General features: G+C 59.0%; 25 protein-coding genes. 11 read left to right on the top strand and 14 right to left on the bottom strand.

Features of this window, described 5'->3' with window-relative positions; genetic code table 11:
* The first annotated feature begins 10 nt into the window (after positions 1-10).
* From P9292_RS40720 to P9292_RS40710, 3 genes are read left to right on the top strand one after another with little or no spacing between them, the layout of a single operon-like run.
* Positions 11-1129 carry a type II secretion system protein gene (locus tag P9292_RS40720; protein WP_309965508.1) on the top strand — a complete coding sequence of 373 codons (1119 nt, stop codon included), beginning with the start codon at positions 11-13 and terminating at the stop codon, positions 1127-1129.
* A 10-nt stretch (positions 1130-1139) separates the two neighbouring features.
* On the top strand, positions 1140-1784 hold the full coding sequence (locus P9292_RS40715; protein ID WP_309965505.1) for a hypothetical protein: 645 nt from the start codon (positions 1140-1142) through the stop codon (positions 1782-1784).
* A gap of 15 nt (positions 1785-1799) precedes the next feature.
* Positions 1800-3122 (top strand): hypothetical protein, encoded by a 1323-nt coding sequence (locus tag P9292_RS40710; protein WP_309965501.1) that lies wholly within the window; start codon positions 1800-1802, stop codon positions 3120-3122.
* Positions 3123-3972: 850 nt separating this feature from the next.
* Here the strand turns inward: P9292_RS40710 and P9292_RS40705 are convergent.
* The 6 genes from P9292_RS40705 to P9292_RS40680 form a co-directional block, all read right to left on the bottom strand.
* Complete coding sequence (locus P9292_RS40705) at positions 3973-4956, bottom strand: CAP domain-containing protein (protein WP_309965497.1); 984 nt, start codon at positions 4954-4956, stop codon at positions 3973-3975.
* Between the two features lie 213 nt (positions 4957-5169).
* Complete coding sequence (locus P9292_RS40700; RefSeq protein WP_309965494.1) at positions 5170-5541, bottom strand: hypothetical protein; 372 nt, start codon at positions 5539-5541, stop codon at positions 5170-5172.
* A 3-nt stretch (positions 5542-5544) separates the two neighbouring features.
* On the bottom strand, positions 5545-5715 hold the full coding sequence (locus tag P9292_RS40695) for a hypothetical protein (RefSeq protein ID WP_244818499.1): 171 nt from the start codon (positions 5713-5715) through the stop codon (positions 5545-5547).
* 29 nt (positions 5716-5744) lie between these two features.
* The gene (locus P9292_RS40690) at positions 5745-6929 is read right to left on the bottom strand and encodes a FlhC family transcriptional regulator (protein WP_309965490.1); all 1185 of its coding nucleotides are present in this window, start codon (positions 6927-6929) and stop codon (positions 5745-5747) included.
* A 68-nt stretch (positions 6930-6997) separates the two neighbouring features.
* The gene (locus P9292_RS40685; protein ID WP_309965487.1) at positions 6998-8233 is read right to left on the bottom strand and encodes a hypothetical protein; all 1236 of its coding nucleotides are present in this window, start codon (positions 8231-8233) and stop codon (positions 6998-7000) included.
* A gap of 292 nt (positions 8234-8525) precedes the next feature.
* On the bottom strand, positions 8526-9206 hold the full coding sequence (locus P9292_RS40680; RefSeq protein WP_309965483.1) for a nuclease-related domain-containing protein: 681 nt from the start codon (positions 9204-9206) through the stop codon (positions 8526-8528).
* A 380-nt stretch (positions 9207-9586) separates the two neighbouring features.
* On the opposite strand from P9292_RS40680, the gene P9292_RS40675 reads away from it, so the two are divergent.
* From P9292_RS40675 to P9292_RS40650, 6 genes are all read left to right on the top strand, one after another.
* Positions 9587-9886 carry a hypothetical protein gene (locus P9292_RS40675; protein ID WP_309965480.1) on the top strand — a complete coding sequence of 100 codons (300 nt, stop codon included), beginning with the start codon at positions 9587-9589 and terminating at the stop codon, positions 9884-9886.
* Positions 9887-9994: 108 nt separating this feature from the next.
* Positions 9995-10429 (top strand): hypothetical protein, encoded by a 435-nt coding sequence (locus tag P9292_RS40670; RefSeq protein WP_309965477.1) that lies wholly within the window; start codon positions 9995-9997, stop codon positions 10427-10429.
* Positions 10430-10676: 247 nt separating this feature from the next.
* Complete coding sequence (locus tag P9292_RS40665) at positions 10677-11225, top strand: hypothetical protein (RefSeq protein WP_309965474.1); 549 nt, start codon at positions 10677-10679, stop codon at positions 11223-11225.
* An 11-nt stretch (positions 11226-11236) separates the two neighbouring features.
* Entirely contained in the window at positions 11237-11779 is a 543-nt protein-coding gene (ssb, locus tag P9292_RS40660; protein WP_309966462.1) for a single-stranded DNA-binding protein, read from the top strand.
* Positions 11780-12034: 255 nt separating this feature from the next.
* Entirely contained in the window at positions 12035-13126 is a 1092-nt protein-coding gene (locus tag P9292_RS40655) for a primase-helicase zinc-binding domain-containing protein (RefSeq protein ID WP_309965471.1), read from the top strand.
* A gap of 110 nt (positions 13127-13236) precedes the next feature.
* Entirely contained in the window at positions 13237-13461 is a 225-nt protein-coding gene (locus tag P9292_RS40650) for a hypothetical protein (protein WP_035968637.1), read from the top strand.
* Between the two features lie 292 nt (positions 13462-13753).
* Here P9292_RS40650 and P9292_RS40645 read toward each other — a convergent pair whose 3' ends face one another.
* Positions 13754-13906, bottom strand: coding sequence for a hypothetical protein (locus P9292_RS40645; RefSeq protein ID WP_309851076.1), 153 nt, complete (start codon positions 13904-13906; stop codon positions 13754-13756).
* Positions 13907-14354: 448 nt separating this feature from the next.
* Positions 14355-15386, bottom strand: a complete 1032-nt coding sequence (locus P9292_RS40640; RefSeq protein ID WP_309965468.1) for a PRTRC system protein D — start codon at positions 15384-15386, stop codon at positions 14355-14357.
* A gap of 1987 nt (positions 15387-17373) precedes the next feature.
* Between P9292_RS40640 and P9292_RS40635 the strand changes: the two genes are divergently transcribed.
* Positions 17374-18546: an integrase domain-containing protein gene (locus P9292_RS40635; RefSeq protein ID WP_309965465.1), complete on the top strand. Its 1173-nt coding sequence runs from the start codon at positions 17374-17376 to the stop codon at positions 18544-18546.
* A gap of 100 nt (positions 18547-18646) precedes the next feature.
* On the opposite strand, the gene P9292_RS40630 is transcribed toward P9292_RS40635, so the two are convergent.
* The 6 genes from P9292_RS40630 to P9292_RS40605 all read right to left on the bottom strand — a co-directional run bounded on the left by P9292_RS40630 (position 18647) and on the right by P9292_RS40605 (position 22514).
* A complete protein-coding gene (locus P9292_RS40630) occupies positions 18647-18787 on the bottom strand; it encodes a hypothetical protein (protein ID WP_309851064.1) in 141 nt (46 codons plus the stop codon).
* Between the two features lie 82 nt (positions 18788-18869).
* Entirely contained in the window at positions 18870-19535 is a 666-nt protein-coding gene (locus P9292_RS40625; RefSeq protein WP_309965462.1) for a Lar family restriction alleviation protein, read from the bottom strand.
* Positions 19536-19657: 122 nt separating this feature from the next.
* Positions 19658-20086: a hypothetical protein gene (locus P9292_RS40620; protein WP_309965459.1), complete on the bottom strand. Its 429-nt coding sequence runs from the start codon at positions 20084-20086 to the stop codon at positions 19658-19660.
* A 334-nt stretch (positions 20087-20420) separates the two neighbouring features.
* Entirely contained in the window at positions 20421-20936 is a 516-nt protein-coding gene (locus P9292_RS40615) for a hypothetical protein (RefSeq protein WP_309965456.1), read from the bottom strand.
* A 59-nt stretch (positions 20937-20995) separates the two neighbouring features.
* Positions 20996-22204 (bottom strand): DUF1173 family protein, encoded by a 1209-nt coding sequence (locus P9292_RS40610; RefSeq protein ID WP_309965454.1) that lies wholly within the window; start codon positions 22202-22204, stop codon positions 20996-20998.
* A complete protein-coding gene (locus P9292_RS40605; protein WP_309965451.1) occupies positions 22185-22514 on the bottom strand; it encodes a hypothetical protein in 330 nt (109 codons plus the stop codon). The genes P9292_RS40610 and P9292_RS40605 overlap by 20 nt, the downstream gene beginning before the upstream one ends.
* A gap of 27 nt (positions 22515-22541) precedes the next feature.
* Between P9292_RS40605 and P9292_RS40600 the strand changes: the two genes are divergently transcribed.
* Positions 22542-22960, top strand: a 419-nt coding sequence (locus P9292_RS40600) for a hypothetical protein (protein WP_309965449.1), incomplete at its 3' end; no start/stop codon positions are given.

The raw sequence follows: 22960 nt of genomic DNA, 5'->3' as shown, positions 1-22960 counted from the left end.
TTGTCCCGCTATGTTCACGACGTTCGCAAAGATGCTGCCGCCTCGGCAGCAGTTGGTCGCCGCGCTCTGGCGCTTCCAGAAGGTCCGCGAGGACTTTTATCGCGAGACGCGTCTTGATATCGCAGCGAAAGGGCTGCGTAACACCGAGACGCTTTTCGATCGGCTCGAAACCTACGAGAAGCGCAGTCGCTCGCGAGGAAAGCTCGAATGGCGCGTGTTCGCGCGTATCCGTGAGGCGATGCAGCGCGGGGAGAGCTTCGCAATGGCGATCAAACCGTTCATTCCGGGCGATGAATACGCGCTTTTCGACATCGCGGACGAGTCGTCGCGCGAAGACGCGGTTGTGCGCGGATTCGAGTTGGCCGAAATGGCGGCGAAGGCCAAGCGCGTCCTGTCGTCGACCACCTCGGTGCAGATGGCTTATCCGGCGCTGCTGCTCGTCTACATGTACGCGTACTGCATGCTGTTCGGTGGCGTCATATTCCCGCAGGTGCTCGACGTAAGGCCCCTCGACCAATGGCCGGATCTTGGGCGGTTCCTGTACCACGTCGATACGTTCTGCTTCGAGTATTGGTGGCTCACGCTCACAGCGATGATCGGTCTGGTGTTTGCGTACTTCTCGACCCTGAAACGTTGGACAGGGCCGCTACGCGACAAGTTCGACCGCATGCCGTTGCTGTGGCGCAATCGCCGCGATCTGCGCGCGGCGCTATTGATCGTTTCTCTGGCAGGCCTGTTTGATTCGAACATGACTCTGCGCGCAGCGCTGGAGCGGCTGTTGAAGACTGCCGACCCGTGGCTGCGCTGGCATTTGAAGATCATGGACCGACGCCTGACGGCTCGCTCAGACGAGCCGATGCGGGCGCTCGACACGGGCATTTTCTCGCTCGCGATCGTCGACACTATTACGGACGCTGCGGGCCGTGACCAGTTTGAGGCCGCGATCAAAAGCCTTGGGCGTGAATCGCTCGATCGCGTCGTTGAAGCCGTCAAGCGAAATGCTCGGTTGACGCACTACATGCTGCTGGGCTTCGCGGCGGCATTGTTCCTAACCCTTGGCATCGGCTCGTATGTCGTGACCGGCGCCGTCAATCTCACATCGGGAAATCCCGCCGCTACAAGCTACTAAGGAAATAAAAATGACCAACGATAAACGAGAAGCCGTCCGGATGGACCCGAATACAACCGCCGCGAATGAGATGGACGCGATCAAGGCCCGCCGCGCACGCATGCTGAAAGCGGCGCGTGCGACCAGGCAGTCCGGGGAGCTGTCGATGATCGAAGCGGGTGCAGTGATGGCGGGTGCCGCGTTGCTCGCGCTGGCGGTCTATGCCGGCGGGAAGTACGTCCTCGACCTGATCCATGCGTCGCAGTTCAAAAGCGAGGCGCAGATGTTCCACACTGGCATCCTGAACGCGACGCAGAACGATGCCGATTTTTCCTCCGAGACGCTGACTGTCCTGGCGCAAAACCATGCCTTCGATTCGGCGGGTTCGCGCGTCGCGTCGGACAATTCTTCGGTGAAGGGGATGTTCAACGGGACTGTCACGGCAGCCGTTAATACGCTTGTCACCTCGAACGACGCGCTGGTGTTGACGTATCCGGTCACCTCGACGGTGTGCTCGCTGAGCGCCGCTGCTCTGATCACCGTCTATACGCAGGTAACGGTCAATGGCACGACCGTCTTTTCACCGACGGTCGCGTTCAACCCGGCGACGGTCGCAACCGCCTGCGCGTCGAACGGCTCAATGGCGTCGATGGGCCTCTGGACCACCCGTACTTAAGCGCGGGCCGCCGACATGGGAAGCATTCTTGAGATGTTGATCGTCCTGGTTGGCGCGGCCTTGCTGACAGTACAGGGAATCAAGGAAGACATCGCTGCGAAGCGCCAGAACCTCTTGCAGATCGAAGGGCAAAACATTGCGTCGATCAATGCGGCGCTTGGCAGCTATATCACCAACAACTATGCCGCGCTTATTCCAGCGGGGTTTTCGCAGACGACGTCTACGCTAATCGCTGCGCCGACGCTGGCGCAACTGAGCGCGCAGTCGAATAACAAGGTTGCTTTCAAGAACGGTCCATCCTGGGGTGGCACCTACCAGATCGCTCTATCCATCGTACCCGACAATTGTTCGACCTCTGCAGGTAATTGCCATATCGCCTCGCAGATCTATCCGAGCTTGCCGCTGGTGAGCATGAAGAATAAGACTGCCGACATCGCCGGTGCCGGTGTTCTCGCTGCGGCCGGAGGTGCGCAGTTCGGCTACTCGACAAACCGAGCGCCTGCGACGGTGACTGGTATTCACGGCGGGTGGACGTTGCCTAATCCGGTAGGCAGTAAAGCCGGGATGGTATTGGCGATTAACGGCTTCGGCGCGGATGGTAATTCGCCGTATTACCGGCGTGATGGTGCGCTGCCGTTGACTGGCACGATGAACGCCAACAATCAGGACATCCAGAACGCAGGCAACGTGAGCGCCAAGACGCTAAAACTGCAGGCAGGCAACAGCGTGCAAATTGCCAATGGTGCAATCTACTACGGTGATGACACGAATGCGGCGGTGCGCACAAGGGGAACCCTGTTTATCCAGAACTACCAAGGGACGGGTCCTGCTCCGCTCAATGTTGGGGACGTCAACTCGAGCGGAGCTTTGAACGGCAACGCTTTGACGGTGAATACGGCAGGCGCGAACGTTGCCAACATAAACGTCGCGAACATAAACGCAGGCGCGGGCAATTGCGGCTGGAATAGCGTCACGATCCGCAACAACCTCATGTACGTGTGCAATAAGTGGGGCGACTGGGTGGGGGTCAGCACGTTGGTCACTAATCACAGCAGTGACGCCCACCACAGCGGCTACTACAACGGATGGGGTGTCAATCCTCCTGCATGCGGGGCAGGCGGAACGGCCTGGTATCGGATCACTCCGCAGACCATGACGACCGACTATGCAAATCACAATCCTCCGCTTGCTGGTGCGCGCTTCACAATGGGCTGGAACGGCAGTCAGTGGGTGCTTCAAATCTACAACGTGCTCGCGGACGGTGCTAACAGCTTGGTACCCGACCAGTTGGGACTTCAGGCGGAGATCGACGTTGGTTGTTCTTATCCCAATCAATAAGAGAAGAAATGAGAAACACCGGGATTGCATGTGCGGTGCTCGCTGTCGCGTGCGCCGCCAGTATCGGAAACGGGGCCGAGGCCGCCGACGTTTATTTGCCGATCGGAGTGCCGATTGCCCCTGGCTGTAACGCTGGCTATTCATGGCAGAAGATCGGCGTGCGGTATCAGTGCGTGACGCCGCAGCCTTCCTGTGCGTATGGCTTTGCAAGCGGACCTTCCTGGAACGGCAGTACATGGGTCTATTCGTGCAATGTGCCGCCACCACCGCCACCACCTCCGGCCTGCCCGAGCGGGTCCGAACAACAAGTTGCTCCATCGTGGAACGGCTCGGCCTGGGTCGGACAGGTGTGCAGACCGACTGCCACGCAATTGCCCCCGCCTGGAAGCCAGTGTGCGGCCCGCGCTCAGCAAGACGGTATAACGCTTTCGCCCGAGAACGTGTCACGAAGGCATACATACAATTCGTACGCTGGCCCGGCAACATCGTATTACTACGACTCGTCCGCGGGGCCTTATTGGGAGGTCGGCGGGTATTCTGGAAATAGTTGGACGGTCGTTTGTAGCTTCGTCATCGCCACGGCTAATTGGGTGCCCGCAGCGAATAATCCGTATGTACGCGCCATTAACCAGCCTTATGACGGCGCTGGTGGAGGGTAGAGACCGTGGCTCGCCATGCAAGGCAGTAGTATCCGACGCCTCGCGCTGCTGTATTGCGAGGCGTTTTCGTGGCAACGATTGGGACGCAGTGACAGAATACGGTTCGGAATGCTCAGCGCCAGTATCAAGCGCAGCAAAGTAAAAAAGCCGCTAGATCAACTAGCGGCTTTCCATTTCATGCCACGTTCTTGTTAGCCGACGATGTTTCCGGTCACGAAGTTGAAGGTACGCGAGAACGCGACGCCGTTGATCGTACCCACGAGCGAGACGGTGTATTGCGAGTTCGGGGACAGGGGCGTCGCCGGGTACGCGACACCCATCCACGGCGGCAGTATCTTGTTCGGGTCTTTGGCCGCGTCGAGAACCTGCAAGGCAATCACGTGCGACAACGAATCGGTCATCGTGCCTGTCTGCATGACAACCGTGTCAGTGGGGTTGCCAGCAACTGCGACCGGCGTACCCCAGTTGCCGGAGGTAGCGGGCGGCGTCGGCATCTCTCCGGAGGCTGAGTATGCAACACCGGTTGTCCCTTGACAGGGGAAGGTCAACGGCCCATTCGTCGTGACCGGCTGATATTTTGCCAGCGTCATGGAGTACCACACGTTTGGATAACCGTTATACGTCGTTGCAGCCTTTCCGATACCAATCGAATTAGTCGGCGCGACAGCAACGTCGATGTGATAGACACCCGAAACCAGGCTGTAGATGGATTGCTGCCCGTACTCCGTTTCGGACCAGCTCTGACTCGTATAGATTCCGCCCGACACACCAACAAACCCACTATTCTGCGTATAACCGGAGTGCGCTGCGCGCTCAACGTAGCCGGCGCCCGTGAAGTCGGGATTGCCCGCGATCTCCGTGTCGCTAACTACGTTGTTTGTTGCTTCATATTGCGCGTGTGCTGCCGCCGCCTGATCGAGCGCAGTATTTTCCTGTAGGGCCGGGAAACCGCATTGCTGGCGCTGTTGGTTGAGCAGGTTGAACGCGGCCAGTTGGAAGCTGCCAGCCGGGTACTGGGGCGTCGTCAAGTTCGCCGGAGTTGTCGGCGCGGGTGTGCTTGCGCCGGTTGCAGACGACGCATTGCTGCTGCCGCCACCACCACCACCGCAAGCAGCCACCAGCAGCGATGCAGCGATCGCGGCCATCGAGAGTTTGAAGTTTTTCTGAATCATCATTTGTTGTTTCCGATCTAGTTGTTGCAGTCGCCCCCGCGATCTGCTTACTTTCATCTTATTGAGCGGTGTTCGAAGTCAAGGCGTCTTGGAAGTCCGTCTCGAAACCGCTTTCCTCGTTAGGGAATTGCCGTTGGCCAATGGCGGCGCGGGCATTGTAATACCCCAGCAACGGGTTGCAATTCCGCACCGTTGCTTGATCGCAACCGTTTGCTATCACTGCTGTCTGCGGGCTCGAAGGTGCTTCATCCGCAAGCCGATGAAGACGACACCGAGGACCGCAGCAACGTCGACGGGCTGTGTCGCGCCGACGGAAGAGAGAAGTGCGGACCCGCCCCAAAGGAGAATGAGGAAGGTCGCGAGCGCGCCGAATGCCTTGCTTTTCGACACGGCCGCGAACTGCCGCCTGCCTGACCCGAATCTTTGCGCGAAGCGAACGTTGCTTTGCTCAAGGTCGAACGCGTCCTGCGACTGCACCGTTGCCCGATCTGCGCGGTAGTGCCTTTCGTACCGTTGGAATCGGGCGTCGCCGCGGCCCTCAAGCCATGCGGCGACGCTGTCTGGAAAGAGGTAAGCGAAGTCCTGCATGGCTCAGTGCGTCACGTCAGAGTGAAATTCGATCGCGCCGATCGCATCGGCAATGCACAGACCATCGGCCTCGCCGTAGTACGCGCCGGTTTGAAGGTCCAGCCAGCCAAACTGCACACGGCCGTCGCGTGAGAAAACGACGAGTCCAGCTTCAACGCTAAACTGTTCGGACATTAATCGAACTACCTCCGTTGTGGTTATCGTTACTCGTTCTTTGACTTCGCCTGCTTTTTGGCGGAGCGCGACTTAAGACTGTAGCTGCAGCCCGGACAGAAGAAGTCTTTCGCCAGTTCGATCCTTCCTTGCTCGTTGGAGAGGATGTACTCCGTCTTACAGGTCCGGCACGGGGTCATCGTTAGCCGGGAGTGGATCGCCATTGCTCGGGTGAGGTGGATCGCGCGGTCGGGGCTAATGACCAACTCGTTGCCGAACATCTTCTCGGCGACGTCGATAGAGGCGATAAGCGCTTCAGGGATGTTGCCGCCGTTGGCCAGCGCCGCGCGATAAAGCCATGCCAAGAACGTTCCCTGCAGGCGATGTGTCGGGTGCTCGACGTACCAGATAAGCGACGTCGGGTTGCAACCGCACGGTGAACTGACGCCGTGGATCTCCCGGTAGGTGTTCCGTGCTTTTGTTGCGTTCAGCGTGAACAGATTGGTCGCAGTTGCAGCGCGGCAGCCTTGTGTCATAAGCGCCCGCGCGTAGACATCGCGTTGTGCCCGGTCCAGCCGGAGGTCTGACCACGCGTGCTTGAATGGCAAGGTGGACGGCGGGAGCTGAGCCGTACGCATGAGGTAATGGGCGACCGCCTCGTTTGACAGCCATCCCGTGCGGTATTCTGTCCAGAACATGTTGTCGTCGAACCGCCATCTATAGAGCGGGAACTTGATCTCGCCGATCGCCGATTGGATGCGACGCATCGGCAGGCCCTTGAGGTAGTGCGCGAGTTCGAGCGAGAGACCTAGCAGCGGTGCCGCCAGGACGTTCATGTGCAGCACGTCCTTAAGCAGCGTCACATAAGAGCTGTTGTTGTGAAATATGTCCCGGTCGGTCATGCCATCGACTTCGGGCATCTTATCCGTCAGCTCTTCCACCTTTCGCGAACGCAGGACGCCGTTGACAAACGTATCCCAGTCTCTAGGGTCCGGCAGGGTAGGGGACAAGGCGAGGAACGGCATGTTCATCAGCGTCGCCTTCGGATCGGCGTGCGTGTCGAACAGTTCCATGTTGTCCAGCGATAGGCCCAGCACGCCTTCCGCGTCGGGATACCGCGCAAGCACCTTGTGCATGGCGTCAGTGAGCGAATAGTTTTCGCGCTGGATCTTTTCGGCCAAGAAAGCCGGTAAGGCGATGTTGGTCTCAATCGCGTCCAGAGTATTCTTCGACATTGTCGTTTTCATTATTTCTATTCCTGTGCGCCTTGCGGCGCACGTCCACGTGGTCGGCCTCAGCCCTTTTACTTAGCGAGCCATGCGTCGAGTTCGCTCTGCGATTTGCGCATCATCGCGGACAACGTCTCGAACATCGGGCGGTGCTCGGCAGGGCTGTCGCTTGCCTGAACGGCCAGCTGCGCTGCGGTGAGCTTTCCAGCGAAGGATTCAAATGCGGCGGAAACGCCTTCCATCGTCTTTTGCACCTTTTCCGCGGCAGCGAGCGCAGCCTTGGCTTTCTCGCGGTTCTTCTCGACCTCGGTTACTTCGTGCTTCAGTGCGTCCAAGGCTTGCGTCGTCTTCTTGAATTCGGCTGTCTTCGCCTCCAACGCTTCCGACAGCGATGAGAATCCGGGAGGGGTTACAAGAACCTCCTTCACCTGAACTTCCGGCTTCTTGTTCATGACCTCATCGAGCAGGCGGGCGATCTCCCTGTCCTTATCTGCGAGGTCTTTCTGCATGTCGCTCATCCCCGCGGTGCGACGGTTGTAGAGGTCGTCCAGGCCGTCCAGTTGCTGCTGCTTTGCGGCCAGGGCCCGGGCCTTGGTGTCCAGTTCATCCTTAAGATGCTGCGCCTCGCGCTGCGCAAGGTCGAGTGCGGTCTTCGTGTCCTCAAGGACGGACGTCACGTTGTCTACTTGCTTTTGGCTATCAACGAGCGCCTTTTCTTGCTTTTGAAGCGTGTCGAGGAGCTTTTTCACGTCTGCGCGTCTCATGTCGGGCTTGCTTTCCTTCGCCAGCATGATCTCGTTGATCTGCGCGTCGGTGACGTGTGCTGCGGCTAGCATGTCGAGCTCGCCTACGTTAAAGATGCGGATTGCCTCTTCGTTGTTACCGAAGCGTTCCCAGCATCGCATGTACTGGCGGGCTGCCGACTCCTTGATCTTCAGCGAGCTCTCAAAGAAGTTGTACGCCATGCGCGCGGCTTTGCGGTGGATCGAAATCGAGTCGCCGCCCTTAGCCACCATATTGTTACGGATGAGGTAGTGGGCGTGAAAAAGTTGATTGCCTAGCGCAATCATCTCGGCGGAGATGCGTTCCCGCGACTCGGAAACGGCCATCATGGAGTCCGTCAGCTTCGCGACGAGCTCGTCCTCTCCGCCAAACGAGTCTTTAGCGGCTTTTTCGATGGTGGCCCGGGTGATCCCTTTGTTATCGTCGCGCGGGACGATGAAGTCGGACATGGAATCGTCACCGAACGGAACCGGTAGATTGGGATTGAACTTATTCGGAACGTTTCCGGACGTCTCGCCTGACAGCATTTTTTCTCTCCGTTGTGTGCAGCGCTGACGGGCGCTGCCCTTCATAAGCAGGGCTCTCATCCCCGCCACCTATCGAACGATCGATCATCTAAGTAACCAATCGTAAATTCTTCGTTACACCTTCTGGGGGTGAAAGACGTATATTTCGCCCCCTCTTTCGCGCAAGCCGTTGCAGACAAAAGCCCTACAAGCGCGTGTAAGCAATCGTTTAACGGTTCAGATGTGTGACACTTTAACGTTTATGTGGAATAAATTTCCTAAAGTAGGGCTTGATTTCGTTCGAAAGTTTTGGTTAAGCAGCCACCCATGCTTTGCGGGCAATATGAGCGTTTGCTAAGTTGTCGGCGTACATCAGCACGGCCGCCGTGGCGCGACGGATGTCTATGGGCGGTCTTTCTTTGAACGAATCGCGCTTGAGTCGCAGCCAGTAGGGCAACTCCTCCAGCGATAGCAGATCGATCGGCAAGTCCCAATCGAGCACGGCCGTGGGCGATGTGAAAACGCCCGCGCCGGCAACCGGCCACATGCCTGGCAGTTGTTCACGAACGAATCGGAGCTTGGTGCGGTTCTGCGCTATTGGGGAGCGCCTGTTCTCCGGTTCGCCGTGTTGCGAAGTTCGAGTGAGATTTCCGGGCATAAGTGATGGCGCAATGTGCCCGGACCAGTTTTTCATCTCAAAAACGAAGATGCCGAAGGGCGTGATCGCAAGGTGATCGATCTCTGCCGTTGGAAAGGCCGTCCCCGGTGCGTGCTCGATCACCAACGGACCATCGTGCAGATAAAACTCCTCGCCACACAGGCAGCGGAGGGATTTGCGCAGCTTCGCCTCCGTCGCAGCCTCGCCAGCAGCGCCGATCGCGTCCACCCAACGTGGCGCTGTGCGCGCCGAATGCGAAGTGCGCGAGCGACGCCGTCCTTTAGACCGTCTATATAGGTGGTAGCCGCCGACGGCGATCAGTAGTTTGATAAGCATGTGCTGGCTCCCTGGTATGAATGCTGCAAGCATGGCAGGGCATGCGCGAAGTCAAGGCCGCCCGCTCGCAGTCACAGATGCGTCGAAAAAAGCAAAAGGCGGTATGAAATCGCGAGCTTTCGAAGGCACGCACCTCGCAGGCAGGGCGTAAATTCGCATCTATCCCCGCGTCCACGACGCATCGACCCGAGTTGCGCATACCGAGGCCGCGCGCTCGCATCCATTTCCCCTGCTCTGAGCGGCTTCCGCCACGCCTTCATTCGAGCCGTGACGAAAGCGTCTCTCCGCGCGCCGTTTTTCCCTGCTCACCCGAGCATCGAAAATCATCCAGCGCCGTATTGGCTGGACATCCCTTAGTGCGTCTTTTTCTGGAGAGAAAAATGCCGAAGCAGTTGGTTATGAAGGCGATGAAGTCGCCCGGCTGGTTGGTCGCTGTTTGCTTCGCCCTGTGGTTTGCGGCGCATTCGTTCTTCGCCTTTCTGTTTGTCTCTGCCGCCGTCGCTGTCTGGATCAAGAGATCCATCAAGGCGGCGCTGAAAGAGGAGAAAGCTGAGGATTCGAAGGCGCCCGCGCACGCCGTTGTCGCTCCGGCTCCCGCCGACGCCAACGTCACGCCCATCAAACGTCAGTACGCCAAGTCCGCAGTGGTCGTTCCACTTAAGACAGGCACCGACGACTAGTCGCTACGCCTGAATGTCAAGACTGCCCGCACGGGCGGACTTGACCCCTCACCCCAACGGGAAACCATCCCGTTGCGGGCATGGGTTCCCGTTCATTCGGAGATTCCCATGCAAGCAGAAGTAGCCGCATGGCAACTGGACATGTTTGGCGCTCCCGAAGCACCGATCACACGCGTCCAGGCCAAGCCCGATCCGCTGCCGGATCCGCACCTGTGGAGCGGGGCCGTTAAAGACAAGATGGTCGACGCGTTGATCAGTCTCGCGACTGACAGCAGACGCGGCGACAACATGCCCGAGTCGTTAATGGACTGCGCTGCGTTGTTCAGCGAGCGACTCAAAAACCGAAAAAAGATGGAACTTGAAGACTACCGGGCCACGCTCGGATGGGTCATGGAGTTCTGGATGGGCGCCTTGCCGTATCGGTTCGTGTGCCAGATCAACGGCGTCGATCCCGAGATCCTGCAGGACGTCATTTCGAGCAACCCTTTGCTCAAACGGGACATGGAAGAAGTGCGTCGCGAGTGCTTCGGCACGCTGCTCTAGGAGGTCGACTATGAGCACATCAACATTCGGCCGGCTGCTGGGAACGCTCTTCGGAGTGCGGTCGGCGACGCAGGCCCGGAATAGCTACCCCGCAAAGCAATCATCCCCCGTCGAAGTCGGAAAAGGCGGAGCGAACGAGCGGCAAATCGCGATCGCTGGTCAACCGATGCTCTTTCGCGACGAGGGAGTTGTCGTGGTGCAGTTTCGCCCGGCGTTCGACTATGAGCTACGGCCAACCGCAGTCGGAATGAAGCTGATTCCGGCGCTCGCTCCGCACTGGGAAGTGCTGCGAGAGCACCAGGGTCCGCTCACAGAAGCGATTGCGGCTGCCGTCCGGGACGTTCAGCCGACAGAGGCGCCTTCCGAGCGTTCGGTTGCGCCAACCCGTCCAGCCGCCGCGAGCGACGCGCGACCGACAAGACAAATCGTCGAGACCGTAGCGTCGTCGCCAGCGCGGGCCGCCGAGCCATCGCATCGACCCAGTGAGCGCGCGCGATATGGCGTGCTGAAAGAGTGGGGCGAGCGGGAGTTCCCGGACGGCAAGCGACCGGGGCGGACCTACGAATCCTTCTGCATCACACTTGAGCACCGTACAGGTGTGGACGTGCTGCAAGGCGAGGGTCTTCGCGACGCGATTGCAGAGGCACATTGCAAAGTCGGCGATCGCATAGAGGTCAGGCGCCTTGGCAAGATCAAGGTACCTGCCGTCGATAAACGTGGTCGACCCAAGCTCGATGCCAGCGGCGCGCAAGTGCTCTGGGACAAGTGGCTTTGGGCGATTTCCAAGAAATCTTAAAGGAGCTTTTTATGGCATCAGTAAACAAGGTCATCCTCGTTGGCAACCTCGGAGCCGACCCGGAAACGCGTTATCTGCCGAGCGGCGACGCGGTGGCAAACATTCGACTGGCAACGACGGATCGCTACAAGGACAAGTCCTCGGGTGAAATGAAGGAGCAGACCGAGTGGCATCGCGTTTCGTTCTTCGGTCGGCTGGCTGAAATCGTCAACGAGTATCTCAAGAAGGGCTCGTCGGTGTACATCGAAGGCAGAATCCGCACGCGCAAGTACACGGACCAAGCCGGGCAAGAACGGTATTCGACGGAAATCGTCGCAGACCAGATGCAAATGCTCGGCGGCCGCTCTACCGGTGATCGTTCGTCCAATGACGGTTTCGATAGCCAGCGCCCCGCACGTCAAGAACGGTCGCGGCAGCCGCGACCGAGCAACCCGACGTCGGCGAATCGCGAACCGCAATCGACGTCGTATGGTGGAGGCGGAGGCTTCGGAGATATGGACGATGATATTCCGTTCCGACCGTACTTAAAGGGACGTGAATGGTCCGCCGTTTGATCCCGTAACCGCTCACCTCTCTTCCTGTTTCTTCTCACCTTCGTTGCTTCGTCGACCCGGAAACGGTCGGTGGAGCCGCGAAGCATCTCTTCCCTGCGCGACGCGACCTCAGACGTCGCCACACCCACGTTTCGCTTCCCCTGCTGAAAAAAGCCGCCCGCCGTGCTCGTCATGCGCGAGGCGGACGGCTTTTTTCAGCACGGTTTCACCGCCTGTTCAGGCATCGACCTCAACCACACCACTACTGGAGTGCCAATGAATATCAAGGACATCAAGCTGTCCCCGGAACAGTGGGTTGCGTTGCTCCAGAAGTATGGAGTGCCCGCAAGCTCATTGACCGGGAAGGGCGCACCCTGTCCCATCTGCGGTGGAAATGACCGCTTCACTTACGACAACAACCGCGGTCGCGGCGACTGGGTCTGCCGCAAATGCAACGACGGCGACCGAAAAGCCGGCGACGGCTTCGAGCTCATCTGCAAGTCCGCCGGAATGACCTTCCGCGAACTCATGATCAAATTCGAAGGCGGCAGCCTGGCCGATGCGCGGCAGAACCGAGCACAACCGGCAGCCCCGGCAGCCCCGGCGCCCGGCCGAAAGGTGGATCCCGAGTGGGCGCGCAAGCGCCTCGACTCAATGTGGGATCGAGCGACGCTGGTCGGTTCCGATGGTCTCGTTCCGCGGTACCTGCGCGAACGAGTGCCGGGTCTGACAGTAGCGCCGTCCGCGGCGCTACGTATGGCGATGCTCGATTACCGGCACGAGAAGAAAGTCATCGGTCAGTGGCCCGGCATCCTTGCTCGATTCACATTGCCGGACGGCCGACTCGGAACGCTGCACCGCACGTTCCTTGAACGCACGAAACCGGCGAAGGCGTCGATCGTCACTAACGATGGCGAGATCCTTCCGGCCAAGCTGAACGACGTGACGCTTCATAAGCTCAACGGCGGCGCAGTCCGGCTGATGGATCCAGTCGATGGGGAAATCGGCGTCGCGGAAGGTCTCGAGACGGCGTATGCCGCGCACATGTTCTTCGGTGTGCCGGTCTGGTACTGCCTGAATCGAATCCTTCTCGCCGATTTCGTTGTGCCGGACGGGCTCGGCATCCGCGTCGTCCACATTTTCGCGGACTTCGATGCGGTCGATCCCCGCACCGGTAAATCGCCGGGGGTCGATGCCGCATTGAAGCTTGCGAAGCGGCTGCGAGCTGAAGGCTACACGGCTATGGTTCACCGGCCTAAAAAGCGGGAAACCGATTTTGCCGACGAGTGGTGTGCATCTCAGGCAGCGCATCGCCCGTCCGTTCCAATGGTGGTGCGCCGCGACGAACGTGAAGCACTGCACGTTTGAGTATTTGATTCCGCGGCCGCCTGGCCGCTAACAGTAACTTTTTGCCCGGTGGGGATTCGTCCCCAGCCGGGGCCGCAATCCGCCCGAGCTTTTCCAATGGAGAAGAGGAAATGAGCTTTAGCATGATTGTTGGCCGGTATGAAATCGTCGCAACGTCCGGTGTCGAGAACGGCTCGGTCAGAGTTGGAAAGTCTGAGGCGGAAGCCTACGATGTGATCGACCGCAAACGAGGCGGTCATGCCCGACTGGAGAAGCAGGGCGTCACGCTGGACACTGCTTGGTTTTACTGCATTCGTCGACAGGCGAGCGCACAAGGTGTATCTCTGCTGCATTGATGCCCCGTGAAGACAAAAGCCCCGACCGTTTGGTCGGGGCTTTTTTATTTGGCGGCTAGGAATCAGCGACTACTTGTAGCGCACCACGTACCACAAACGCCACCGTAAGACGAAAAACGTAACCTTCAGGAACGGAACGAGGATGCCAGTTGCCCAACACATCACGAACGCACTGGACCCAATCAACACCTGAGTAAAGCCGCTCTTTGGCAGGTACGCACAAACCCACATCACGAAGAAAGACGCCATCACGATAATGATGCGTCGCGTGAAAAACGGCAGCGCCATGAATCTAGCGTACATCATCGGCTCCTTCGGCTGAGCGGGACAAGGCGCGATGAAACAGATAAGCAGCCTCCCACGCAGCCAGCGCGGCGGCCACAAAGATCCACATGCGAACGCCGCGCGTCCAGTCGGCGTGAGCCAACATTTCTAAAAAGCCCATTTCTCCCTCCGTCGCCTATGCAGGCCTGAACTATACGTTCCTATCTTGTCAGCATTCTCGCATTGTCAAGCGGTCGCGAAGAAAGCGATCGTGAAGAGCACCGACGCCCTTGCCGATCGCTGCGTCATCCCAGGTTCAGATTTTCAGCCAGGAATGCGTAGTCGAAGTCTGGCTCGCCGTCGCCGACGGGTTGACTCGGTGCAGCTGTAACGACCGCGTCGCGAGCGGACGTAAGAATCGTTGGGCAGGCGATTGGCTGCCCGGTCGCAGCCAGGCGCAGCACGCGTCCCCGGCTGGTAACTGACCGAAACGTTGCCCCGCAGCGCATCTTCGGCAAGGCGCTTCAACAGCGCCGCACGCTGCCTCGGGTTGGAGATCGCAACCAGAGCGTCGAACAACGCTGGCGTCACTACTTCGCTGATTGTTACCTTGATCTCCAAAGCGCCTGTCATGCGGGCACTCCTTCCTTGCGCTTCTTATCGCGCAGCATCGTTGCCTCGCCAGCGGCAAGAAACCCCTTGACGTTCGTGAAACACGGATCTGGCATGTGGTCGATCCTCAAATGCGGAAAACGCGCTTGTATCTCGGACTTGTAGAGAGCCGCACCCCCACCCGTGAGAACGATTGAGCGAATATCCACGGTGTTTTTCACACCCGCTTGGATCGCTTTTACCGCAGCGTCTATGACCGTTTGCGCTCCGGGCAGAAACTCGCGAAGGTCGTAATCGTTCCCGTTGAGCAGCAACGTGGACCCGGTGCGCAACGCCTTATCGATCCGCTCAATTCCCTGAGTGTCGATATGCAGCTTCTCCTTGATGACAGCCGCGATAGCTTCGTAATAGTGAGAAGCGCCGCTGTGATGACCTCCGCTGCGCTCTTCGTCGATCGTCAGCCCCGTCGCGACTACCCAGTCCGTGGTGAAGTAGCCAACGTCAATAATGAGGTGCGGGTCCTCTTTGTCGAACTCGTGATACCGCGAGAAGTTGACCAATGCACCCAGAGGCTGCGGCAGCACGATGACGCTCCCGACATCGAAATCCACCTCGCCGAACGCATTTTTGCCGGCGAAGGCACTGCGCAGGTGCGCAACGTGGGTGTGGAAGTTGCGCATCGGCAGACCGAGGACCAAGCGGTCGACCGATGCAATGTTGGCGAAATTAAACGCGCCTGCCAGCAACGCGGCATAGCTGGAAGTCGTGCAGTAGTCGTCGTTGAGCGTCGCGCCCGCATCGCCGTTGCGCGAGCTCAACAAGACGCCCGGACCAACCTGATAGCGCTTACCTTCGACCTCCACGGCGATCGTCTTCGGCGTCGTGATCAATCCGGCGCTCTCCTTGGCGATCGTATGTGCCTTGTACGGCGGCGTCAGCGACGGAAACATAAATGTTGAGACGTCTGAACCATTGCGAAAGGCGACCTTGGTGTTGCCATATCCAACGTCGACAGCAAGGACGGGTGCATGTACTTTCATTGCGTTCATTCTCTCTCCAGAGCATTTCAATAGGCCGCACTCATCTGCCCGTTATCTGACAGAAAAGTGGCAGATAGGCGGTGATGATGGCGTTCTCTCTACCAACGTTTGGATAACTGTCAGATATCTCCACCTCAACGGTGAGAAGCAAGAACGGATGCTGGGCCTTGCCTCAATCTGTTAGTTATCGGGACGAATTCGGTGAGAAAAGTCCACCTCACACGCGTCCAACTCTACAGATCGCCACAGAGAGTCAAGGAAGCAAAAGCTCGCTACATTTAGGCAGCTTTCGAAAAATGCGTTGGCTTCCGAGCGGCTAATATTCCAATCACCAACCGCGCGACCAGCGCATCGACCTCCTATACGGACCATCGAGGGGACCGCTTTGCCTAGCGAAAATCCCCTCTGTCACAGGCCGCAAAATCATGCGGCCTTTTTCTCAATCAAATCAAACGCACCGTGAGCCAAGTTGAGGAACACGGACACGCGATATCCATTGGGTTTGCGGGCAGTTCAGCCCGAGAAAGCAAGTTGAGTCGAGGTGCGAGCGGACACGGACACAGTCTGCTGCTGCGATCACCGACGCATTCAACGAGCATGGACGCATCCTTACAGCACACGAAGCTGGGTACGTTGCATGAGGCCCGACACACCGCGGCGGATTCAACGCGCTTGGGGATGGGGGAGCGAGCAAGCCAGAAAGGCGACTGCTCCCTGTACGGAAGACGAACGGTCGGCGCAACCGGAACAAAACAGCGCAAGGGCAATTACCGAGCAATTGGCCTCAGCGCATCAGTGCTAAGGCCGGCGCGGTAGCCGTAGCAGCGGCACAGCCCGATCGCGAAGCGAAATGCTCGCGGTTGGACTGCCGGCAGCAGCGGGGAGAGCAATCAACGGCGAGAGGTTCCGCGAAGCGGACCAGCGTTGATGTCTACCGGCAGCTAGTCGGCGGCGGTCAACACGCGAAGCGTGAGACCGGCAGCACGCAGCAACACGGACGGTCGATGCACGTTTCTTCCACGTGCGGGGCTGATCGAATGGAATCGCTGAAGGCGAGGAAGGGTGGACCCGGCGGGGTGACGCGGCGCGCTGCGCGAAGAGACGAGGAGATAGGCTCCCTGCGGTTCTCGCCCGGCGACAAAGGGATCGGGCGCATGTCAGTGTCCGCGGACCAAGCGCAATACAGCGAGGAAACGATGCAGGAGCAGTTGGACGAATTCGTGCTTCGGAAGGCAGTTACGGGCTCATATGTTGTCGGCTCGTACCACCGCGTAATGGGACCAGTTTTCCTAGACGTATTCCACTCGGCCGAACGGCATTATGGGCTGACGCTAAACCTAGACCGGGCCCATCGCTTTGAGCGCCATACGGTCGACATAGATGGCTTTCTAGCGAAGCTCGACGAATGTAATCACGCGTCGGGCGTGCCTGCGGGCGCCTTTACCTCGCTGTGTAAGCACTCCTCCGTCTCGCCGGAAAGTTTGGCTGCGTGGACAATAGCCACACCTTGGATAGAGGTCTTAGCGCCTGCGCCGCCGCTGTTTTTGCGTGCATTCGGAGCAGCGATCGAGCGTGGTTCTCCGTGGACGACAGACGTTTCGCAGGCACACCGCTTCAGTGCCCGAGATATCTTGCTCGAGCCGTCGCTCAGGCGGATCGAGCCGCACGGACGGTTCGTCTCGCTGACGGCGGGTGGCGGCACCGCCACAGTTGCGCACAAAGCCGCCCAGGAGCCGTGGGTCAATCATCCGCTTGAGGCTGACCTAGCGTGGTCCATGTGGCAGTTGTCCGTGCGATACGGTTTTGACGATGTGAGCGCGAGACGAGCTGCGCTTAGGCACGCAGCGGCGGCCGGTTGGGAATCTGCGGCGGCAGGCGTGATTGATATATCCGGCCATATTGCGCGGTCGCCTGAGTTGCGCCAATCGTTCGAGACAGGACGGGCGCTCTGCTATGCAACTAATCACTTGATCAGGAACGCACAGGGGAATTGCTAATGTCGGTCACCGTCAACGTCCGCTCTGAACTTCGCCGCTACAGTTTGCCAGAGGACTTCAAAATCGAACTGGAACGGCTTCTTGAGGACAACGTCGCTCGCGTGCACAGCCGGACTCGCGTTAGTAAAAACTCGCTGTCGTTGAAGACGCAGGCATATCGGATTCAGAAGATCTGCCACGCATTCGTGGAGCTTCGCGAGAACGGATACGCACTGAAATCTCCGTGGGCCGTGAAGCAGAAGCACGTCGAGGCACTTGTGTACATCTGGGTTCGTAAGAAGCTGACGGGCGGAACAATCGAAAACAAGCTGACCTATCTTCGCGCACTCGCCGAGTGGATGCACAAGCCAAACCTGATCGGCCCGTTGGAGAGTTACGTTGACCGCAAAGAGCACGGTCTCGTGCGCTCGTACATTGCCGCCGAAGACAAGTCGTGGGAGGGCAACGGAGTCGATTCGATCGAGAAGATGGCGGAGATCGCACATACCGACAAGTATGTGGCTGTACAACTCCGCCTGCAGTTGACCTTCGGTTTGCGCGTCGAGGAAAGCTTCCTCTTGCGCCCTCTTGAGTCAGTCGGCGATGACGGTATGCTTCTTCGCGTCACTCGGGGGACGAAAGGCGGTCGGAACCGGGTCGTTCCGATCGGTGACGGCCTAGACGTACTGAAGGAGGCGGCAGCCCTGATCAATCCGGTTTCCAAGACGACGATCCCTCTGGGATATACGAAGCAGCAGTGGAAAGACCGGTTTTACCGAGTGCTCCGCAAGCACGGCGTACGCAAGAGCGCGCTCGGAATAACTGCCCACGGCCTACGACATCAGAACTTCCACACGATGTACGAAGCGCTGGCAGGCGTGAAAGCGCCGGTTAAGGGGACAGGCGAGATTGCGCCGAAGGAGAAGCACGAGGAGGCCAGGCGGCAGGTGGTCGAGGCGGCCGGTCATAGCCGTCCATCGATAGCGAACGCGTACCTGTCGACCCATAGAGTGCAGCAGCAAAAGGCGCCCGACGTCACATTCGATCAGGTGTGTGATGCCATCGCTAAGTTCAACGGCAACAAAAAAGCTGCTGCGAACTTCCTTCAGATCTCTAGGCAGAGCGTCTATCGAATCCTGGAACGTAGCCGCGAGTGTGCCAATGCAAAAAGACCCGGGTTGTCACACGCGTAAAATTCGTGATTGTCATTTGTTTTCAATGACTTGAACGGAAACGTCTCGCGCAAAGTGAATTATTACTGATAATGCCCCGTGTCCGGTCCCGCGTTTTGGCTCAATTTAACAGCCAATCCAATGACCGGCTTGTCATAGCGTGATAGGTGAGAATGGCGGCCAAGGCGAGCGCCACCGTGAGCTGCGGTGCGAGCTTTGCGCGCAGGCGGTAAGCGGCGCGAAGGTAGTCGATGGGGGACATGCGTTTCCTGTGGTGGTGGGTTGCTGCTGGCGCCGAACTGGCCAGCACCAAACCAGTATGGACGCATAAGCCGCAAGTCAAGTTACCAGCGATTGCGGTCCGGCATATCGTCAACTGCGAGGTTCACGCTGTTTTCGAAACTGCCCTCATCACCGCCCGTCGCAGGAATGCGCGGAAACTGAATCGAGGCTATGCCGTCGATGTAGACGCGTTTCGCAAGTTGCTGGAGCTTCCGGTATCTCGCAGCATCGTTGAGCACTGTGTCGACAGGCCAGAAATCGCTCAAGGTGATCTTGCTGTCGACGATTTTCGCAGCCAGCATGGCGAAAATTGGGCCGCGCTTCTCCCAGTCGCCGTCCGTCCGTGCCAATAGGTTGATCAGGAACGGGGCATCGAGGGCGCTGACTTCTTTCCTGATCAGCTTGAGGAGATCGCCTTCCTTGGCAGGGGGGCGCCGCGTCCGAGCGTTCCAGATCGCGCCCGCCTTCTCTAGGGCCGCGTGCCGGTCGTCGCCGATTGCGATCCAAGGCGTTTGCATGCCGCAGTCTTCGCAAAAGATGCAGCAAACCTTTTCTTGCGGGATCGCAAAGAGTGAGCGCGCTTCGAGGTCGTTCATCTGCGGAGCAGCTCGGTCGTCGGCGCTCAGATAGTCACTCGCGGGCGCTGATAGGCGCTTTAATAGTCGGTGCGAGTAGCCAAAGGCCCATTTTCCGCCGCAATGGTCGCAGGGGAAGAGCTCGTCAGTCATGGCAGCGTGGTCCGGGGCGTTCGCCGATCGTCGGCGAAAAGGGTGTGGGCGGATGCATTATAACGACGCTCGTTTCCCGGCCAAATTAGGAAACAACCCCGAACTTTACAACACCTTTCAGACTACGCGGCGACGCGATTGGCGGCGATTGCGTTGTAATCCTCGTGGCTGACCAAGCGGATAGGCCTCAAAGATGGGGCGTCGAAAAGTAACCGATACGATCTGCCAACGGGGACCGATAGGAGCCTGCCGGCGGACGACTTCAGGAATTTGCCGTCGAGCGAGAAGGGATGGATTCCGTTGCTGACCTTCGCGAGGAGATCGCGTGCCTCGCGTTGAACGGACGACAGATGGCGAACCATCGACAGGTCGATGGCGTCGTCGGCAGTCAAACTTCTTTTCGCCGCACGCTTTTGTTCCATCGCGAGGCGTTGCTCCGCATTCTCTTTTTCTGCGTTGGCGCAGGTGTGGCAGAACTTCCCCTTGCCGGTGTGGCCGCATGCAAACGTCTGCTTCATGGTGCTGGTGCTCTGTTGTTGCTGATAGCCCATTGCACCACCGATTGACGCTCGGTCAAGTCTCCGTTGAAGGCTGTTTCGGTGCTCTTTTCAGGTTATCGATGGCGTCGAGGGTTTTGGAAAGCTCGAGAATCCGGGCATCAGCAAGAGCCAGACGATTCTTGAGGTGCTCGATCTGCGAGAGAGCGAGACCATACTACTCAGCGAGCATTGAAAGCGCGGAGAAGGGCGCCACGGCCGTGCCGCAGTCAGAGCAAGAGACGGTGCCGCCGTGTTTGGCCAGCCGAATATGACGATGCGCGCAGTCGTTGCCGTCACTGCGCGCATCGTTGGTAGAGAGACGCGTAAATGGAAGGATGGTGCTCATTCAGGAGTCAACGAGTGGCGCCGCGCCGGTAAGCGGGCCACCCTCGATTTCGCCGCGTAGGTTGTCGGAGAACAAAACCCGAGCAATTCTCGCATCTCGCCGATAGTGCCGCTCAACATTATCGAGATATCGCCGAAAGGCCGCGTCGTCGATGAGACGCCCCTCAATCGAACAATGCGCGAGCCGTAAATCGGTCGGCGTCGACGCTTGTTGTTCAAGTGCACGCGCGTGTCCGCCATCCGGCAGCCACCACCTGTTCCAACGAACGGTAAAGGCTAGCCAGCTACGCGCTGAGCTATCGATCTCTGCCCACGACGCCCGGAAGTCGAGGATCGCGCCAAGCGTGCTGAAGAACACCATGCGCACATGGGTGTCGTCGGCGGCCGCGACAACGATCTGCTTGCGCCGCTCATCGACCGGGTCGATCGAACTTGCCATTGCGAGCGCGGGGTAACTCACCTGCCAGTCGGCATCGCGAGCCGTCGCGTGTTTCAAAAAGAAAGAGTTCGAGCTCACGTGTTGTCTCAGGAAGTTGAAGACTGGGACAAGGTATCGCGGTGATGCCCGCTGTCAAGTCAAGCGGCGGCCGGCAGTCGTACGGACGCTAGTTCTGCCGGTGGTATCCACTCGACACAAGGCGCTGCGGTGCGCGCGTACCGCACCTGCTTTTCCTTTTTGCGCTCAAGGTACTGCGGGTTGCCCTGCATGCCATAGACTTCGATCGCGGTCAGGGCCTCGGTGTCCGTCAGTTCAAAGTCCGGCAGCAGTGCATCGCCGTTCTCCAGCCTGAGCGGCTTGGTGAACCGACGGCGCTCCGCGACCAGCCGGTTGGCCATCGCGACTTCGTAGCTGGAGTCGCAAGGTAAGAAGCTGCTGTTGCACAACTGCAGGGCGATGTCGAGGATTCGAAGATTCCCTTCTTTGGTCCGCTCGATGACCGCTAACACCGCGATCCGCGCGCTCGCGTCGCCGACCATGGCCCATGCAGATCGAAATGATGCGGCCGCCATCGCAATCAACTGCTTTGAGGCGAAGAAGGTGCGCTTCGTCTGGCGAAGCTTGACGACGAAGCCATACTTGGAAGCATCGACCGTGCCCAACTCGCCAAGGACCAAGCCACGTTGCGACGCCGTGGGCGTCGTTTCAATCCGCCCGAGAAAGTCATCGAACTCCGCGACGATGGATCGCGCTTCGTTTTCATCATAGCGACGCATGACATGCAGGACGCTCTGCATCGACTTACCGTTGAGTTTGCCGTCTCCAAGTGCGGCGACGAGGTGAGCGTTGCATTGTCCCCAACTGCGCGCAGAGGCACCCGTCCAGGTATGCAAATCCGCCTCGATCCAAAGACGCTGCAGGAAGCCGAGCAGCGGCGCCGCACGGCGCGTCCTGCCGGTGCCTGAAGTGTTCGCTGACAGGCGGGGAGAGGTTTCGACTGTTTTGACAAATAGGGAGGCGTCGAGCTTGACGTTCAAACCCGCAGGAGTGTGCTGAATTGCATCAGCGGCGTCGGACTTGCTCTTGCCGATCGCAGCCGCCGCCGCATAGAAAGGGCACATCGAGTTGTGGTGCGGCCCTTCGTCGGGCCATCGCGCAAGATGAAAGAGCGCGCCGTAGCTACGAACCACGAGACGCAGCGGTTGGTCCGCACCCGCAGCGTTGCATCGACACACCGCATAGCCCGGCGACTTCTTGGCACGCTCAAGCTGGCGCGCGTAGCGTGCGGGGCTGTTCTGAACGTCCTCAAGTGAAACGGTGAGGTTGTCAAAGGAGACGTGAACCATGTCTTTCGGCCTCGCGCAGGGTGGAACGCGCCTGGTGGCTGGGGACCTTGTGAACATGGGCGCGAGTGCCCAGCAGACTGGCCATCTGGCGCACGCTCGAGCAGAACTGCTCTGCGTGGAAAGTGCTGGGAAACTGCACGCCGACGGTCGATACGGCGCCAGGAGCGGCATAGTCACGGGAAAATACCGCGCCAGCGCCGATCAGTGCGTCCAGCCATGAGTCCGGGAATCCAGCGGCCGGCTCTGCATCTGCGCGTGCGCCTGCCGGGTCATCTCTGACGTCTTCGAAGCTGATAATGATGAGGTCCATCGTCCTTAGTCACGGGCGAAGAGGCGGATGCGAGCTGCCTCAGTTGCAAGTTGGTGCTTTCGCCAAAGCCTTGTCGCAAAGGACGAGCGCGCCCATCGCCGCGACGACTCCTGTGAATACGAGTGCGATGAGCAGTGCGGCCAACCCTTTTTCGTTGCTTGCGAGCGCTTCGGCGCGGACGCTCTGCGCTCTCGCGAGTTCGACACGCTGCGAATCCAGCGCGTCGTCGAACGACTGACGGTCGCGAAACCCATAGTTTTGGAGCACAGTCGCCTGCGCGTTGGCCGGAACATGCTGGAGCGCATCAGCGACGCCTTGCATGCGCTCTACGAGGCCTGTGCCCGCAACGACCGGTACGGCTGTTCGCTCGAGTTTGAATCCGTGCACAACAAGGCCGATCGCCGCAACCGAGGTCGCGCACGAAGCGATGAGGACGGCAACAGTGG

The sequence above is a fragment of the Caballeronia sp. LZ001 genome, from assembly GCF_031450875.1.
Lineage (GTDB): Bacteria > Pseudomonadota > Gammaproteobacteria > Burkholderiales > Burkholderiaceae > Caballeronia.
This window is presented reverse-complemented; position numbering and strand designations above follow the sequence as displayed.